Genomic DNA, 14,843 nt, shown 5'->3' with positions numbered 1-14,843 from the left:
GATGCGTATCCAGCCGATCCAGTTCTTCTGCAAGAATTAAGGCGGATACTGACCCGCCGCGAGGCGGTTGGACGGCGTCTGGATTTTTTAATGCAGGAGCTCAATCGCGAAGCCAACACCCTCGCCTCCAAGGCCGCAGACAGTCAGGTGACTTTTGCTTCTGTTGAACTGAAGGTGTTGATCGAACAGATGCGCGAGCAGGTACAGAATGTGGAGTAGAAAATCATGACGAGTAGCGCAGAACGCGGTATCCTGTGGATTATTTCGGCGCCTAGCGGGGCGGGCAAAACCAGCTTGTCGCGAGCGCTGGTAGAGGTGACGCCGCAGTTTCGCACTTCGGTTTCCTACACCACGCGTCCGGCACGGCCCGGAGAAGTGGATGGCACAGACTACCATTTCGTGGAAATGGCCCAGTTTAGTGAAATGGCGGAGCGGGGCGAGTTTCTGGAATACGCCCGGGTGCATGGTAATGGTTATGGTACGAGTGAGCCCTGGGTCAAAAGTCAGCTGTTTGCCGGTATGGATGTGTTGCTGGAGATAGACTGGCAGGGCGCACGCCAGGTGCGTGAACGTTTACCAGGACAGGCCGTCAGTATTTTTATTCTGCCGCCTTCACTGGATGCGCTGGAAACCCGCTTGCGGGGTCGTGCCCAGGATTCGGATGAAGTCATTGCGCGGCGCGTGGCGGCAGCGCGTGAAGAGTTGCTACATTATGACGAATTTGATTATCTGGTGGTGAATGACCAGTTTGAAACGGCGCTGGCAGATTTGCGCAGCATTGTCCATGCCGAACATTTGCGTTTGGGTAGCCAACAGCATGCCCAGCATCAGCGTCTGAAAGATCTTTTGGGTATGATTCATTAACTCTGAAATAAGGTAAGTAGAAATGGCGAGAGTAACAGTTGAAGATTGTCTGGAAAATGTCACCAATCGTTTTGAGCTGACCCTGGTGGCGGCGCGTCGTGCCCGGCAGCTGGCGTCTGGAGCCATAGCCGGAGTGGAAGCAGGACGGGACAAAAATACCGTAGTGGCCCTTCGCGAAGTGGCAGCTGGTTTGGTAACGCGTACCATTCTGGATGAGCAGATGCCACCCCCCATGCCTAATTTTCCGGGCGCAGCCGGTCGCGATTTAGCGGGAGCAGAGGATGCCTCCGGCGCCTGAATCGGTTGAGGTGGTCTCCGTCCCTGTATTGCCTTTGGCATCCGGGGTCGGTGAAGTATTGCGGCTACCACCGGTAAAGCCGGCACTGGATGATCCCTGCGCGCCTTTGCGGGCGTTATTGCAGCAGTACATGACTCCAGAAGAAGTGGCCCGGGTCCGGGAAGCCTATGAACTGGCACTGGCGGCGCATGGCGAGCAAACCCGTCGCAGTGGTGAGCCCTATATTCATCATCCGGTAGCGGTAGCCTGTATTCTGGCGGAATTGCAGCTGGATATTTTTACCGTCCAGGCAGCCTTGCTGCATGATGTCATTGAAGATTGTGGCATCAGCAAGGAAAGTCTTGCCGAGCGTTTTGGCCCGGAAGTCGCGGAAATGGTCGATGGCGTCAGCAAGCTCGGTCAGGTCCGTTTTGAAACCAGGGAAGAAGCCCAGGCCGAAAATTTCCGTAAAATGTTTCTGGCCATGTCCCGGGATATTCGGGTAGTGCTGATCAAGCTGGCTGACCGACTGCACAACATGCGCACGATGGGAGTGATGACTCCCGAAAAAAGGCGGCGGATTTCCCGTGAAACCCTCGATATTTATGCCCCGATTGCCCAGCGTCTGGGTATTCATGCCATTCGTATTGAGCTCGAAGAACTGGCCTTTTCCCATCTTTATCCCAAGCGCTGGCATACCCTCAACGAAGCCGTCAAAGCGGCGCGTGGTCATCGCAAGGAGGCCGTCCAGAAAATCGAACAAGCGTTGCTGGACCGTCTCCATCAGGAGGGTTTTGAAGCCCAGGTCAGTGGCCGGGAAAAGCATGTTTACAGCATTTACAGCAAGATGCAAAAAAAGGGAATGGCTTTTAGTTCCATTCTCGATTTGCATGCCTTTCGGGTGATTGTGGCGGATGTGGATACCTGCTATCGGGTGTTGGGCATTATTCATAGCTTATATCGGCCCATCCCCGGGCGCTTTAAGGATTATATCGCGATTCCCAAGTCCAACGGCTACCAGTCCCTGCACACGGTGTTGCTGGGGCCTTTCGGGCACCCCGTAGAAGTCCAGATTCGCACTGAAGATATGCACCGGGTGGCGGAAGCCGGTGTGGCGGCCCACTGGCTTTACAAAACCGGGATGAATCATGCCCACGCCGAAACCCAGGCCCGGGCCTGGCTGCAGCGCTTACTGGAATTGCAGACTCAGGGCGGTGACTCTCAGGAGTTCCTTGAAAGTGTCAAGCTCGATCTTTTTCCTGATGAGGTGTATGTATTCACGCCCAAAGGAAAAATTCTCAGTCTGCCGCGTGGTGCTACCGCCGTTGATTTTGCCTATGCCGTGCATACGGATATTGGGAATCAGGCGGTGGCAGCACGCGTAAATGATATGTATGTGCCCCTGCGCAGTCCTCTGAATAATGGCGACAAGGTGGATATTGTCACTGCCACATCGGCGCATCCTCAGCCTGGCTGGCTGGATGTGGTCGTCACTGCCAAGGCCCGTAGCAGTGTCAGGGCCTATCTCAAAACCATTCAACGCGAAGATGCGGAAACCCTCGGTCGCAATTTGCTGGAGAAGGCTCTGCAGAGTTTGGGTGGAAATTATCAACAGCTGGAAGCGGCGGATTGGCGGCGCGTCCTGGGCACTTTCAATGTTCAGGAGGAGGGCCAATTGCTGGCGGCCATCGGGATGGGCGAAGTGTTTCCGCTGGTCGCGGCCCATAAGTTGTTGCCGGAAGAAGATGACCGGGGACGTTTGGCGCAAACCGCGCGGCGTCTGGGTCAGGCGGTAAGCCAACTGCTGCCCAGCCGTCTGAATCGTGAGGTGGCGGTGAAAAAACCGCTGCTGATTCGCGGCACTGAGGGTTTGCCGGTGACCTTGGCGCGTTGCTGCCGACCGATCCCGGGTGATCCGATTTTAGGTTTTATCAGCGCTGGCAAAGGGGTGGTGGTTCATACCCACGATTGTCATAACATTCGAGAATGGCGCAAGCGTCGTGATCGTTGGGTAGATGTGCAGTGGGACCCCGATGCGCATGGAGATTTCCCGGTGACTATCCGGGTGGTGGCAGAAAGTGCCCGGGGCGTTCTGGCCCGCATTGCTACCTTGATCTCCGATGAAGATTCCAACATTGATCATGTGGATATTGAGCCCCAGGATGGACTCTATACCGGAATCACCTTTACCATATTAGCTCATGACCGGGACCATCTGGCGAAAATCATGCGCAGTTTGCGGAGTTTGCCCATGGTGTCCCGGGTACAGCGGGTCAAGAATTAAATCCAAGGAGAAATTATGCCGACACCAGTACATAGTGATGCAGCACCTCAGGCTATTGGCGCATACAGTCAGGCGATGACCCATAACGGTCTGCTCTATCTGTCTGGACAAATACCGCTGGACCCCGGTACCGGGCAGATGGTGGAAGGTGACTTTTCACTGCAGATCCGGCGTGTGCTGGACAACCTCAAGGCGGTCTGCGCGGCTGCCGGTACGGACTTGCAACAGGCCATCAAACTGCAGGTTTTTCTGACGGATCTCAACAATTTTGCAGCGGTCAACCAGGCTTTGGAGGCGGAGTTTGCGCAGCCCTATCCAGCCCGGGCGGTAGTGCAGGTTGCGGCACTACCCCGGGGTGCCCAGGTGGAAATTGACGGTATTGTCGCCTTGGGCAAATTGGACTGATATGGAGCGCGCCGAACTTCTAGCCCAGCCGATGCGGGTTCTGTTGCAGGAACATCCGGTGCTGGTATCGTTGCTGGAAGAGCGGGGTATTCATTGTGGTGAATGCTTTATTGCTGATCGCGAAACCCTGGCCGGGGTGGCGCGGATGCATGCGGTAGATCTTGATGAAATCCTGAACGAGTGGGCCCATCGCGAGGCTCTGCCGCACAGCGACTGAGCAGGTGCCTGCCTCCTCTCCTCTCTATCTGCAAAGTTCGGTTTCGGCGCTGCGAGGCGTCGGTCCGGCACTGGTCCAGCGCTTGCAGCGCATGGATATCTGGCGGGTCCAGGATGTTCTTTTCCATTTGCCCAGCCGTTACCAGGACCGGCGCCATATTTTGCCTATCGGGACTTTGTTGCCTGAACAGGAAGGCGCGGTGCTGGGCGAGATTACCCATGTCGAACACTTGCGCGGGCGTCGCGATCAGTGGCTGGTGACCCTCAGTGACGGTACTGGACAACTGTATATCCGCCTTTTTCACATGCTGGCACCGATGCGTGCCCAATGGCAGAAGGGCAGGCGTTTATGGTGTTTTGGAGAAACCCGTGCGGGTTACCAGGGTCTGGAAATGGTGCATCCTGAGTGGCAAATGGCCGACCAGCCGCAATTTCAGGCGCCTACCCACCTGACCCCTTTTTATCCCAGTACCCAGGGAATTACCCAGGCACAATGGCGGCGCTGGGTTGCCCAGGCACTGACCCTGGTGGACCAACTCCCCGATTATCTGGCGAAATATTTAGGTCCGGCGTGGCCACCTCTGGGTGAGGGGCTGCGGCTTTTGCACGAAAGTGCAGAAGAAGTGCCGACGCCTGCGCATCCTGCCTGGCAGCGTCTGGCGTTGGAAGAGCTACTTGCCAATCATCTGGCTATTCGCTCTGCCCGTACGGCCAGTGATGAAACGGGTGCTCCGGTCATCAAGGCCAGTGGGCGTCTCTGGCTTGCGTTTCTGAAACAATTGCCTTTTGCTCCGACCGCTGCGCAGCAGCGGGTCATTGCGGAAATTAACCAGAATATGGCCCAGGCCCGGCCCATGCGGCGTTTGTTGCAAGGTGATGTGGGCTCCGGCAAAACTCTGGTGGCCGCAGCGGCAGCATTGACGGCTGTGGAGCAAAATTATCAGGTGGCGCTGATGGCACCGACGGAAATTCTTGCCGAACAGTTGCATGACCGCTTTGTGGAATGGTTGACTCCTCTCGGTATTCAGGTGGGTTTTCTGGTGGGGGGGCTTGGCCAAAAAGCCCGACGCGAGGTGCTGGAAAATTTACACCAGCAACGCCTTCAGATTATCGTGGGTACCCAGGCACTTTTTCAGGATGACGTAAAATTTGCCGGACTGGGTCTGGTGATTATTGATGAACAACATCGCTTTGGCGTGGATCAGCGCCGGCAGTTGCTGGAAAAGGGAACCATTCCTCATCTTCTGGTGATGACGGCGACACCTATTCCCCGAACTTTGGCGATGACAGTCCATGCGGACCTGGATTTGTCGATTATTGACGCTCTGCCGCCGGGGCGCCGTCCCGTAGAAACCCTGGTTGTTGCTGATACCAGGCGGGCAGAATTGATGACCCGCATGCAGCACAGACTGGCTGAAGGGGATCAGATTTACTGGGTTTGTCCGCTCATCGAAGAATCCGAGATTTTGGCGCTGCAGGCAGCAGAAACCAGTTATGCCGATTTACAGGCAGCATTGCCGGAAGTGGCCATTGCTCTGGTCCATGGACGCCTGCCTGCGGCCGAAAAGGCTCGGGTCATGGCAGATTTCAAGGCCGGGAAAACCAGAATTTTAGTGGCGACCACGGTCATTGAGGTCGGCGTGGACGTGCCCAATGCCAGTCTGATGGTGATTGAGCATGCAGAACGGATGGGCCTTGCGCAACTTCATCAGTTGCGCGGCAGGGTCGGGCGTGGTCAACGGCAAAGTAGTTGTGTACTCCTTTATCATCCGCCTTTGGGTGAAAAAGCCCGGGCGCGCCTGCAGGTTATGCGTGACAGTCGCGATGGCTTTGTGATTGCCCGCAAGGACCTCGAATTGCGCGGCCCGGGCGAGTATCTGGGCACGCGTCAAACCGGATTACTGCAGATGCGGGTGGCAGACATGATGCGTGATGAAGCGCTTCTGGCCGAGTTGCCACGCCTTGCCGCGCAATTGCTGCACGAAAATCCAGAAGCAGTGCAGGCTCTGATTCAGCGCTGGTTGGGTAATCGGCTAGATTACAGCCAGGTGGGTTGAGTGAAAACATGCCGATTATCATGGACTTTGATGATCTATCTCGGGTATATTATGAAAGCATTAAAATGAAAATACCAAGGAAGCAGGTGCATGGGTAATTTAAGAAAATGGTGGTGGCTGCTGGGCTTATTGGTTCTGTGGGGTCTGGACGGATGTGCTCCCCACATTTCTACGCCGCCCGTGCATTCTGTGGCCTATTATGCGGCGCAAATCAAAGCGCCCGTCATTACCCCTGTGGCACCAGTAGTATCGCCGACAGTTTCTGCGCTTGCACAGCAGCAACCTGTGCGGATAGTGGTCTCAACCACTGCGCATCTGCTGAGGATTTATCGGGGTGACACGCTCCTGGCTACTTACCCTGTGGCTATTGGCTTTAACGGTTCGGCACCGCGTCGTATGCGTGGCGATGATGTCACGCCGGTGGGCCATTATCATATTGGCTGGATTCTTCACGGCACCCAGTATGGCCCCTTCATGGGACTCACCTATCCCAACAAGGAAAATGCCGAGTGGGGATTGCAAGAGGGTATTATTACCCATAGCCAGTATCGGGCGATTGTGGACGCCATTGATGCCGGTCAGACCCCACCTCAAAATACCCCGTTGGGCGGCGAAATAGGCATTCATGGTATGGGTCCGCAGTTTTCTGATGATCCCGAAAGCAAGGTGTTTCCAGGTCGCTGGACGGCGGGCTGCGTAGCCTTGTCCAACTGGAATGCGCAACAAATTGCGGCGCTGGTACAGGTCGGCACCCCGGTGGAAATTGTGGGTGAGGTGAAGGGTTATCGACGTAATTTTGACCCAAAAGCAGCACTGGCATGGTCACAGTATCAGCACCGCAAGACCACGCACTTAAGCCCCGTCCAATACGCCCGCAATCCGGGCCCACAAAAGTCGTCCGCTTCTTCCCCTAAAACAGATATGGACGTGCTCCTGGCCAGACTGGGAAAAAATCAGTAAAGCGCTGTAGCCTCGGAAACTTTAGTTTGCGAGCTTCTGGCTGAGTTGCCGGGCGGCTTCCATACAATCACCCAGGGCGACACCGTCACTCCAGTTGGCGCGGAAATACAATCCAGGAATCTGGTCGGTCATTTTGGCGATGCGTTCCAGGCGAGCCAGATGGCCTGATTCATATTGGGGGATGGCCTCTGGCCAATTTTGGCAACGACTGAAGCTGGGTTCTCCCGTTATGCCTAAAATCGGTTGGATTTCGCGTAAAACGGTCTGGAGAAGGTCGCTGTCACTGCGACCCTGCAAAGGATTCTGGCTGCCGCCAATGAATGCCGTCATCAGCACTTGCTCTGGATCGGCGCGATCTGGAAAGAGTGTGGAGGAGAACAGGACGCCCAAGGTTTCCAGCCCCATCGTACGGGGAATCAGCATGCCGAAACCATCCAGAGGATGCTCAACACTGTGGCGCGGGAATCCTATAGAAAGCGTAGTGACTGCTGGATAGCTGATGGCTTCCAGTTCTGCCGCCAAGGTCGGCTGAAGCGTTGCGAGCAGGGCCGCAGCTTTATGGGCAGGTAGAGCCAGAATGATTTTTTCACTGCGCCAGCTTTGTTGTTGACTGAATACTTCCCAACTTCCGTCCTTGTGTTGTTGTAATAGATCTACCGGCGCGTTGCAGTGGAGGGGCCCCTCCAGCCGTTCCGCCATGCGCAGGGGTAAAGCCTGCAAGCCCTTGCGGAAGGAAATCAGGCGCGGCTTGGTATTTTTGGGGTTTTTACGGGCAGCAAGCGCGGCTCTGAATAATGATCCATGTTCCTGTTCCATTTTGACCAGGCGCGGAAAAGTAGCGGCTACCGCCAGTCGTTCCGGATCTCCGGCAAATACCCCCGAAACAAAAGGATCAACCAGCCAGGTAAGTACCTCTGGACCCAGGCGGCGGCGTACAAAGGTGGCGATGCTTTCTTCTACTGCAGAGTTGCCTCGCCCGCGAAAAGCTTCGCTGAGGAGGCGCAAGCGACCTTGCAGGGAGAGTAACTTTCCGCTGAATAGTACCCCCGGTCCGAGTGGGACCAGTTGGCGCTTACGATTAAGTATGTAGCGCCTTTTAGCCAGAGGGTTGGCCTCTATGATTTCCTGTTCCAGTTGAAGTGACTCAATCAGTGCCGGAACCACCTGACCTTTGATCATCAGCGAATTTGGTCCTGCATCTCGCAGAAAACCATTTTCTTGTATGCTCAGGAGATTGCCCCCCACTTGGGGTGCTGCTTCCAGCAAACGGGACGGCACGCCTTGTTGCTGCAAAAAATAGGCGCTGGCAAGACCGGAAAGTCCGCCACCAATAATGATGACTTTATCCAAGAGGTTTATTCCTTGCCCAGATAGTAAGGGCTTTGCAAATACCAGCTTTGAAAATGCCGTAATAATGCCACTAATACGGCAGTGACGGGTAGGGCGAGCAGGAGGCCGATAAAACCGAACAACTCTCCTCCGGCCATAACGGCAAATATCACGGCTACAGGATGCAGGCCGATGCGATCTCCTACCAGATAAGGAGTAAATACCATACTTTCGAGAATTTGACCGATGAAAAAAACCAACAACACCCACGCAACTGAAAGCAGCGAGCCGGTTTGCACATACATGGCGAGGCTGGCCATGAGGACACCGCTGATGACGCCCAGATAAGGCACAAAACTCAGAATTCCAGCTATCAGACCAATCAGCATGGCGGTTTTAAGACCGATAATGCTGAGACCAATGGCATAACTGCACCCCAGGGCGAGCATGACCAGCAGTTGGCCACGCAGAAAAGCCATCAGCATGGTGTCGGCATCGCGGCTCAGAAGACGGATCAAGGGCGCATGCTTTTGCGGAATCCACTGATCAATCCGGACCAGTAATCGTGGCCAGTCCCGTAACAAATAAAAACCCAAAACTGGCACCAGAATGATACTTAATGCGCCGGTTAATAATCCTGACCCGGAACTCAAGGCGACTTGTACGCCATGTCCCAGCCAGGCTGCCAGCTTTTGGGCATTACTGGTGGCATAGTGGGAAATAGCGTCGCTATCCAGTTGAATACCTGTTTCTGCGGCAAGCTGCGGAATCAAACGGCTTTGCAGTAATCCTCCGTATTTTTGCAGGTAGTCCACAAAAAGCAGGGATTGATGCTTGATGACGGGTAGCAGGGCCATGATGCTCCCCGCAAAAATCAGCAGGACAATCACAAACACCAATGTGGTGCCCCAACTGCGGCCAATGCGATGACGCTGGAGATAAGTCACCAGAGGGTTACCCAGATAGGCGAGAATGGCTGCCAGTAAAAAAGGGGTAAGAACGGGAGACAGACGAATCGTCAACCAGCCCAGCAAAATCAAAGTGGCCAGGAAAAAAAAGCGTTGCATGAATTGACGTATGCTCCGTGTGGATCAAGCCGCGAATTTGCAGAGTATATCAGTCGTGTAGAGTTCGGCTATGGGTGTTTTTGTCGATGCCGAGAATATCCATATCCCCCTCAAAGACGCAGGCGAGAGGCGACTTCGCTAACGTTGCCGGTTTCGGCGAGCAGTAAGAGGGTCAGCTATTGTTCTGCACTAATATTCATCAAATGATCCGAATCAATGTTCAACTAAATCGATTTGTTTGAATTCCAAAGATAGCGTATCGTCGAAAAAAATCATTTCCAAGAGTTTGTAATGCCGGAAAATACCCCAATAGATTCTGAAGTTTTGACGCATGTAATCGAAAGAGAAGTAGGCGGATGGCAGGGCAAGCTGCGCCGCAATCCCTTATTCCATCTGTTGCTGGCCTTTTTTGTTGGCATCATCGCCGGGCTGGGGGCAGTGGCGTTTCGGCGTCTCATCGGCCTGATGCACAACCTGTTTTTCTTTGGTCAGTGGTCCTTTTCTTTTGATGCGCTAAAACATTCCGATGCCAGTATCTGGGGTGCAGGAATCATTTTGGCCCCCATTATCGGTGGTCTGATTGTCGTCTGGCTGGTGCGCAACTTTGCGCCCGAGGCCAAAGGTCATGGCGTGCCCGAGGTGATGGATGCTATCTACTACAAACGCGGAGTGATTCGCCCGGCTGTGGTTTTGATCAAGGCGCTGGCTTCGGCCATTACCATTGGCAGTGGTGGCTCCGTGGGTCGGGAAGGGCCCATTATTCAGATGGGCGCAGCTTTTGGATCCAGCCTATCGCAATGGTTGCGCTTGCATGAGTGGCAGCGTCTGGGCTTGATTGCTGCCGGTGCTGGTGCCGGAATTGCAGCCACTTTCAATACGCCGGTTGGGGGCATTCTGTTTGCGGTGGAGTTGATGCTGGTGGAAGTCAGTGCCCGTACGTTGGTACCGGTTATGATCGCCACGGGAACAGCCACCTTTGTGTCACGACTATTTCTGGGAAATCATCCTTCTTTTGTGATTCCTGCCAGCATTATCGCCAGTACAGCCCATGAAACAGCCGCTGATTACGCAGCATATGTCATTTTTGGATTGTTGGTGGGGGGCGTGGGTTTGCTGTTCACCAATACCCTTTACTGGACTGAAGACTTGCTGGAAAAGTGGTTCAAGAACGCTTACCTGCGCACCATTCTGGGAATGGCATCGGTGGGCCTGGCCATGTATTTAATCCAACGCTTCACCGGACATTATTATGTGGAGGGTGTGGGATATGCCACTGTTCAGAATGTTCTGGAAAGTACCCTGCTGAATCCCGGCTTTCTGCTGCTGTTGTTGGTATTGAAGGTGTTTTCCTTTTCGGTCACTTTGGGTTCGGGAGGGTCCGGCGGGGTTTTTTCTCCTTCCCTGTTCGTGGGTGCCGTGCTGGGGGGCGCTTTTGCAGCGCTGGTAACGCATTGGATTCCTGGATATCAAATGGGTATGGCGGTAGGCGCGGCATTGGGTATGGCAGGGATGGTCGGGGCGTCTACCGGGGCCGCCGTCACCGGCGCAGTCATGATTTTTGAGATGACCAATGACTACCACATTATTATCCCGCTGATTGTGGTATCGGGTTTGGCCTTTGGTGTACGCAGACTGTTTACCCGCGAGAGCATATACACGCGCAAGCTGATCCGGCGCGGACATTTTATTCCTGAAGCCCGGCACAGCAATCTTTACCTGATGCGTCCTGCGGCGCAACTCATCGAAACGCCCATGGTCCGCCTACGCGGAGACCGGACATTGGCAGATTTACAAAAAATACTCCTGCATCGTCGCGAGTTGCCCCATGTGCTGATTATTGAAGGGACCATGCCTTTGGCGGTCATTCCCGCACATCGGGTGGCAGAAATTTTGCGTCGGGAAATTCGTCATGTGCCCTTAAGTGATCTGGCCAGTACCGACTGGGTGGCGGTGCGTGATGACAGTCAGCTTTATGATCTGGTCGCCCGTCTGCGCGCCTGTGCCTGTGAAACCGCGCTGCTTTGCAAAAAGGATCCCCCCGAACATCATGAGGATGTGGTGGCTGTGGTGACCGTGGAAGATATTCTCAGCTATGCCTCTCTGCCTCAGGTCCTGCTGCGACCGGAGCGAGGTCCGCAATGAGCTGTGATGCCGTATGATGAAACAGACGTGGACAAGCCTGCGACGCACTTTGCATAGTCGGCTTTCCCCGGCGGGTGAAGGGCCCGGCCTGATCATTCTCGGTGCTTTCGTGGGCTTGTTTACCGGGGGCGGTGCCCTGCTTTTCCATTATCTGATAGCGCTGCTCCACAACCTGTTTTTTCAGGGAAGCTGGAGTTTTTATTACAATGAGCATTTGCCATCCACACCAGCACTTTGGGGGCCGTGGGTGATTCTGGTGCCGGTATTGGGTGCCTTTCTGGTCACCATTCTGGTGCAACGGGTCGCCACGGAAGTGGAAGGCGCTGGAGTCAGCCAGGTTATGGAGTCGGTGCATACGGATGGTGGACGCATACGTCCCATTATTGCCGTTTTGCGGCCACTGGCGACAGCGCTGACTCTGGGTTCGGGAGGTTCTGCGGGGCGCGAGGGACCCGCCATGCAGTTTGGTGCGGCAATGGGCGCATTAATGGGCCATGTGCTGCCCATGTCCGACAGCCGCCGTATTCATCTGGTGGGATGCGGCGTCGGTGCGGGCATCGCGGCGGTTTTTAATGCCCCCCTGGGTGGCTGGTTTTTTGCCATGGAAGTCATTGTGCCCGATTGGCGCCCCTGGACGGTGTTATCCACGCTGGTAGCAACAGTTTCCGCGACCTGGATCACAGAAACCGGTTTAGGTAATTTTCATATCCTCGCTTATGTACCTACGGCAGCCCTTTCTGGAAGTCTGATGCTTCCGGTTTTTGCGGTACTGGGCATTGTGGCAGGTTTGATGAGCTTTTTGTTCATCCAGTTACTGACCTGGACGGGGCAGACCAGCAAATATTACTTGCCCAATCCTTACCTGCGACATATGAGTGCCATGTTGCTGGTGGGTTTGCTCCTGTATGGACTGTTCTGGTTTACCGGCCATTATTACCTGATTGGTGGCAGTTATTTTGCCATCTCGGAAATTTTAACCGGTCACTTACATCTGCTCGGTTTTCTGATTTTACTGTTGATTCTGAAGGGCGTTGCCACCAGCCTGACTATTGGTACGGGCGGTTCTGGCGGGATTTTTTCTCCTTCCTTGTTTATGGGAGCGGCCATGGGCGCAGGCGTCGGTTATCTGGCAGAGGGCTTGCTGGGTTGGCATGGCAGTATTCCACTATTTGCCATGTGCGGAATGGCGGGGATGGTTGGGGCAAGTACCGGCGCCCTGATCAGTGCGCCGGTCATGGTGGTGGAATTGACGAATAATTATCATATTTTGCTCCCGGCCATGGTCACCTCACTGACGGCTTTTGCATTGCGCCGGGTGTTTCTGGAGCAAAGTATTTATACCTACCCGCTCTTCAAAAAGGGTCTTGATATTCCGGAAAATCATTATGTTGTCCAGGAAAAAATCCACCCGGATAAATCATCCGACAAATAGTCAGCAAGGAGCCGTACATGAAAAATCCTGAAGCCGCACTCAATCAGAAGGAACGACGCGCCGTATTTTCTCTAGCCGGAATATTTGGCCTGCGATTATTGGGACTCTTTCTGGTTCTCCCGGTGTTTTCTGTTTATGCCCATGGTTTACGAGGTGCCATGGACCATCCGGTGTTAATAGGTATTGCCCTGGGTGCTTATGGCCTGACCCAGGCCTTTTTTCAGATTCCCTTCGGCAAACTTTCTGACCAGTGGGGACGCAAACCGGTCATTGCCATAGGGCTGCTGATTTTTGCCATTGGCAGCGCCATTGCTGCTACGGCGACCAGTATTGAATGGTTGTTGATTGGTCGTATTGTTCAAGGTGCTGGCGCAGTAGCAGCCGCTATTATTGCGCTGACCGCTGACTTGGTTCGGGAAGAACGCTGGACCAAGGCTATGGCGATTATCGGCATTACCATTGGCATCAGCTTCAGTATTTCGCTGATTCTTTCCGCACCGCTTGCAGGCTGGATTGGGGTGAGTGGCATATTCTGGCTGACTTCAGTACTGTCCCTCGCGGCTATTGGCGTTCTTTACCTGGTGATTCCGGCGGTTCCCACCCGCTTTCATCGCGACGCGGAAATGAGCCCGGCCATGTTGGGTGATGTGTTGCGTGATCCCAGCTTGTTGCGTCTGGATTTTGGCATTTTTTCCCTGCATACCGGGCTCACAGCCATATTTGTGGTGTTGCCGCTGGTGCTGATTGATCCCCGGCATCCGCTGCTCAGTCTGAATGATCAATGGATGCTGTATTTGCCGGTCATGCTGCTCTCTTTTGTAGCTATGTTGCCGATGATTATCGTGGGCGAGGCCAAACGGAAGCTCAAGGAAGTATTCATCATCGCCATTGCGATATTGCTGGTTTCGGTCATTTTAATGGCGCTGTCAGCTCATAATATCTGGCTGATCGCTGTGGCGCTTTTCCTGTTTTTTATGGGCTTTAATGTACTTGAAGCCAGCCTGCCTTCGTTGGTCGCCAAATTCTGTCATCCTGGTGCCAAAGGTACGGCAACGGGTGTGTATACTACCTCCGAATTTCTGGGTGCTTTTTGTGGGGGGCTGCTGGGTGGTTTGCTGTATATTCCGGGCGCGCGTAATTACAGCGATATTTTCTGGGCGGTGGCCATTATTTATGCCATCTGGCTGGTGGTTGCCCTGACCATGCAACGGCCCCGTTATCTGGCGACCCGGGTGTTCACTTTGACAGAAGCGGCGGAGCGTCAGAGTAATCTAACAACCCGTTTGTTGGCGCTTCCGGGTATTGCCGAGGTGGCGGTGTTCAAGGATGAAGGCGCGGTGTACTGCAAGGTAGACAGCAAAGTGTATGATGAGCAGGCGGTGATGGGCGTGCTGGCGGGTACTGCTTCACATCGCGCTTGAACTGGCCGGAATAGTCGGCTTGGCGCATCAGATATCCAACTGGTTGAACAGATCTTCAGCATCCTTGGCATGGTGAAGATCCTCACCGCGCTCGCTATTCGCCAGCGTTTTCGCCGTCAAAGCATTGGGTACGCGCATCTCGAACGGCTCATCCTCTGCGCGTTGTCGCGCTTGACCTTCTGCACGTTTGATATTGCCGTAGCTGTTTTTAAGGCTAAGCGCTTTTTTTCAACAAGGCATTGATAGCCTGCAGGTCAGCCATATTGATTTGTCCGGAGGCCGCCTTGAGTTGCACCCGGGCAATCACCTGATTGTAGAAAGCGACGTTATAATCCTGCTCGGCACGCACGTAGTCGGTGGCAGTGTGCAACAGGTCAATAATGGAGCGT

At 54.3% G+C, this 14,843-nt stretch carries 14 protein-coding genes; 11 read left to right on the top strand and 3 right to left on the bottom strand.

From position 1 onward, the window contains the following. The 8 genes from HJG40_RS11885 to HJG40_RS11850 all read left to right on the top strand — a co-directional run. Positions 1–219: DUF1732 domain-containing protein (locus tag HJG40_RS11885; protein WP_215864389.1), on the top strand; the 219-nt coding region annotated here is incomplete at its 5' end. Between the two features lie 6 nt (positions 220–225). After that, positions 226–864, top strand: a complete 639-nt coding sequence (gene gmk, locus HJG40_RS11880; RefSeq protein WP_215864388.1) for a guanylate kinase — start codon at positions 226–228, stop codon at positions 862–864. A gap of 22 nt (positions 865–886) precedes the next feature. Then, positions 887–1,162: a DNA-directed RNA polymerase subunit omega gene (gene rpoZ, locus HJG40_RS11875; protein WP_215864387.1), complete on the top strand. Its 276-nt coding sequence runs from the start codon at positions 887–889 to the stop codon at positions 1,160–1,162. Further along, positions 1,146–3,425 (top strand): RelA/SpoT family protein, encoded by a 2,280-nt coding sequence (locus tag HJG40_RS11870; protein ID WP_215864386.1) that lies wholly within the window; start codon positions 1,146–1,148, stop codon positions 3,423–3,425. The genes rpoZ and HJG40_RS11870 overlap by 17 nt, the downstream gene beginning before the upstream one ends. A gap of 15 nt (positions 3,426–3,440) precedes the next feature. Continuing rightward, entirely contained in the window at positions 3,441–3,830 is a 390-nt protein-coding gene (locus HJG40_RS11865) for a Rid family detoxifying hydrolase (protein ID WP_226857423.1), read from the top strand. Between the two features lies 1 nt (position 3,831). Continuing rightward, positions 3,832–4,047: a DUF1858 domain-containing protein gene (locus HJG40_RS11860; protein ID WP_215864385.1), complete on the top strand. Its 216-nt coding sequence runs from the start codon at positions 3,832–3,834 to the stop codon at positions 4,045–4,047. 4 nt (positions 4,048–4,051) lie between these two features. Further along, entirely contained in the window at positions 4,052–6,103 is a 2,052-nt protein-coding gene (gene recG, locus HJG40_RS11855; RefSeq protein WP_215864384.1) for an ATP-dependent DNA helicase RecG, read from the top strand. A gap of 90 nt (positions 6,104–6,193) precedes the next feature. Further along, complete coding sequence (locus tag HJG40_RS11850; protein WP_215864383.1) at positions 6,194–7,063, top strand: L,D-transpeptidase family protein; 870 nt, start codon at positions 6,194–6,196, stop codon at positions 7,061–7,063. A 21-nt stretch (positions 7,064–7,084) separates the two neighbouring features. Here the strand turns inward: HJG40_RS11850 and hemG are convergent, their stop codons facing one another. Then, complete coding sequence (gene hemG / locus HJG40_RS11845) at positions 7,085–8,413, bottom strand: protoporphyrinogen oxidase (protein ID WP_215864382.1); 1,329 nt, start codon at positions 8,411–8,413, stop codon at positions 7,085–7,087. Between the two features lie 5 nt (positions 8,414–8,418). Further along, positions 8,419–9,459: an AI-2E family transporter gene (locus HJG40_RS11840; RefSeq protein WP_215864381.1), complete on the bottom strand. Its 1,041-nt coding sequence runs from the start codon at positions 9,457–9,459 to the stop codon at positions 8,419–8,421. A 291-nt stretch (positions 9,460–9,750) separates the two neighbouring features. On the opposite strand from HJG40_RS11840, the gene HJG40_RS11835 reads away from it, so the two are divergent. Genes HJG40_RS11835 through HJG40_RS11825 form a run of 3 tightly spaced genes read left to right on the top strand, consistent with a single transcriptional unit; the run spans position 9,751 to position 14,454 of the window. Further along, on the top strand, positions 9,751–11,601 hold the full coding sequence (locus tag HJG40_RS11835; protein ID WP_215864380.1) for a chloride channel protein: 1,851 nt from the start codon (positions 9,751–9,753) through the stop codon (positions 11,599–11,601). 13 nt (positions 11,602–11,614) lie between these two features. Then, complete coding sequence (locus tag HJG40_RS11830; RefSeq protein WP_226857422.1) at positions 11,615–13,033, top strand: chloride channel protein; 1,419 nt, start codon at positions 11,615–11,617, stop codon at positions 13,031–13,033. Positions 13,034–13,050: 17 nt separating this feature from the next. Further along, complete coding sequence (locus HJG40_RS11825) at positions 13,051–14,454, top strand: MFS transporter (RefSeq protein ID WP_215864379.1); 1,404 nt, start codon at positions 13,051–13,053, stop codon at positions 14,452–14,454. Between the two features lie 27 nt (positions 14,455–14,481). Here the strand turns inward: HJG40_RS11825 and HJG40_RS15150 are convergent, their stop codons facing one another. After that, positions 14,482–14,592 carry a hypothetical protein gene (locus tag HJG40_RS15150; protein ID WP_226857421.1) on the bottom strand — a complete coding sequence of 37 codons (111 nt, stop codon included), beginning with the start codon at positions 14,590–14,592 and terminating at the stop codon, positions 14,482–14,484. Positions 14,593–14,843: the final 251 nt, after the last annotated feature.

Origin of the sequence: Acidithiobacillus concretivorus, from assembly GCF_018853445.1 — a bacterium.
Taxonomy (GTDB): Bacteria; Pseudomonadota; Gammaproteobacteria; order Acidithiobacillales; family Acidithiobacillaceae; genus Acidithiobacillus; species Acidithiobacillus concretivorus.
Note: the sequence above shows the minus strand (reverse complement) of the source record. Positions and strands in the feature narration are given on the sequence as shown.

What these genes read in the sequence shown, in the direction of transcription:
- HJG40_RS11825 (WP_215864379.1), top strand. Translation starts at nt 13,051, where the DNA reads ATGAAAAATCCTGAAGCCGCACTCAATCAGAAGGAACGACGCGCCGTA.
- HJG40_RS11840 (WP_215864381.1), bottom strand. Translation starts at nt 9,459, where the DNA reads ATGCAACGCTTTTTTTTCCTGGCCACTTTGATTTTGCTGGGCTGGTTG.
- HJG40_RS11830 (WP_226857422.1), top strand. Translation starts at nt 11,615, where the DNA reads ATGATGAAACAGACGTGGACAAGCCTGCGACGCACTTTGCATAGTCGG.
- HJG40_RS11850 (WP_215864383.1), top strand. Translation starts at nt 6,194, where the DNA reads ATGGGTAATTTAAGAAAATGGTGGTGGCTGCTGGGCTTATTGGTTCTG.
- HJG40_RS11860 (WP_215864385.1), top strand. Translation starts at nt 3,832, where the DNA reads ATGGAGCGCGCCGAACTTCTAGCCCAGCCGATGCGGGTTCTGTTGCAG.
- HJG40_RS11865 (WP_226857423.1), top strand. Translation starts at nt 3,441, where the DNA reads ATGCCGACACCAGTACATAGTGATGCAGCACCTCAGGCTATTGGCGCA.
- HJG40_RS11870 (WP_215864386.1), top strand. Translation starts at nt 1,146, where the DNA reads ATGCCTCCGGCGCCTGAATCGGTTGAGGTGGTCTCCGTCCCTGTATTG.
- gmk (WP_215864388.1), top strand. Translation starts at nt 226, where the DNA reads ATGACGAGTAGCGCAGAACGCGGTATCCTGTGGATTATTTCGGCGCCT.
- HJG40_RS11835 (WP_215864380.1), top strand. Translation starts at nt 9,751, where the DNA reads ATGCCGGAAAATACCCCAATAGATTCTGAAGTTTTGACGCATGTAATC.
- rpoZ (WP_215864387.1), top strand. Translation starts at nt 887, where the DNA reads ATGGCGAGAGTAACAGTTGAAGATTGTCTGGAAAATGTCACCAATCGT.
- HJG40_RS15150 (WP_226857421.1), bottom strand. Translation starts at nt 14,592, where the DNA reads ATGCGCGTACCCAATGCTTTGACGGCGAAAACGCTGGCGAATAGCGAG.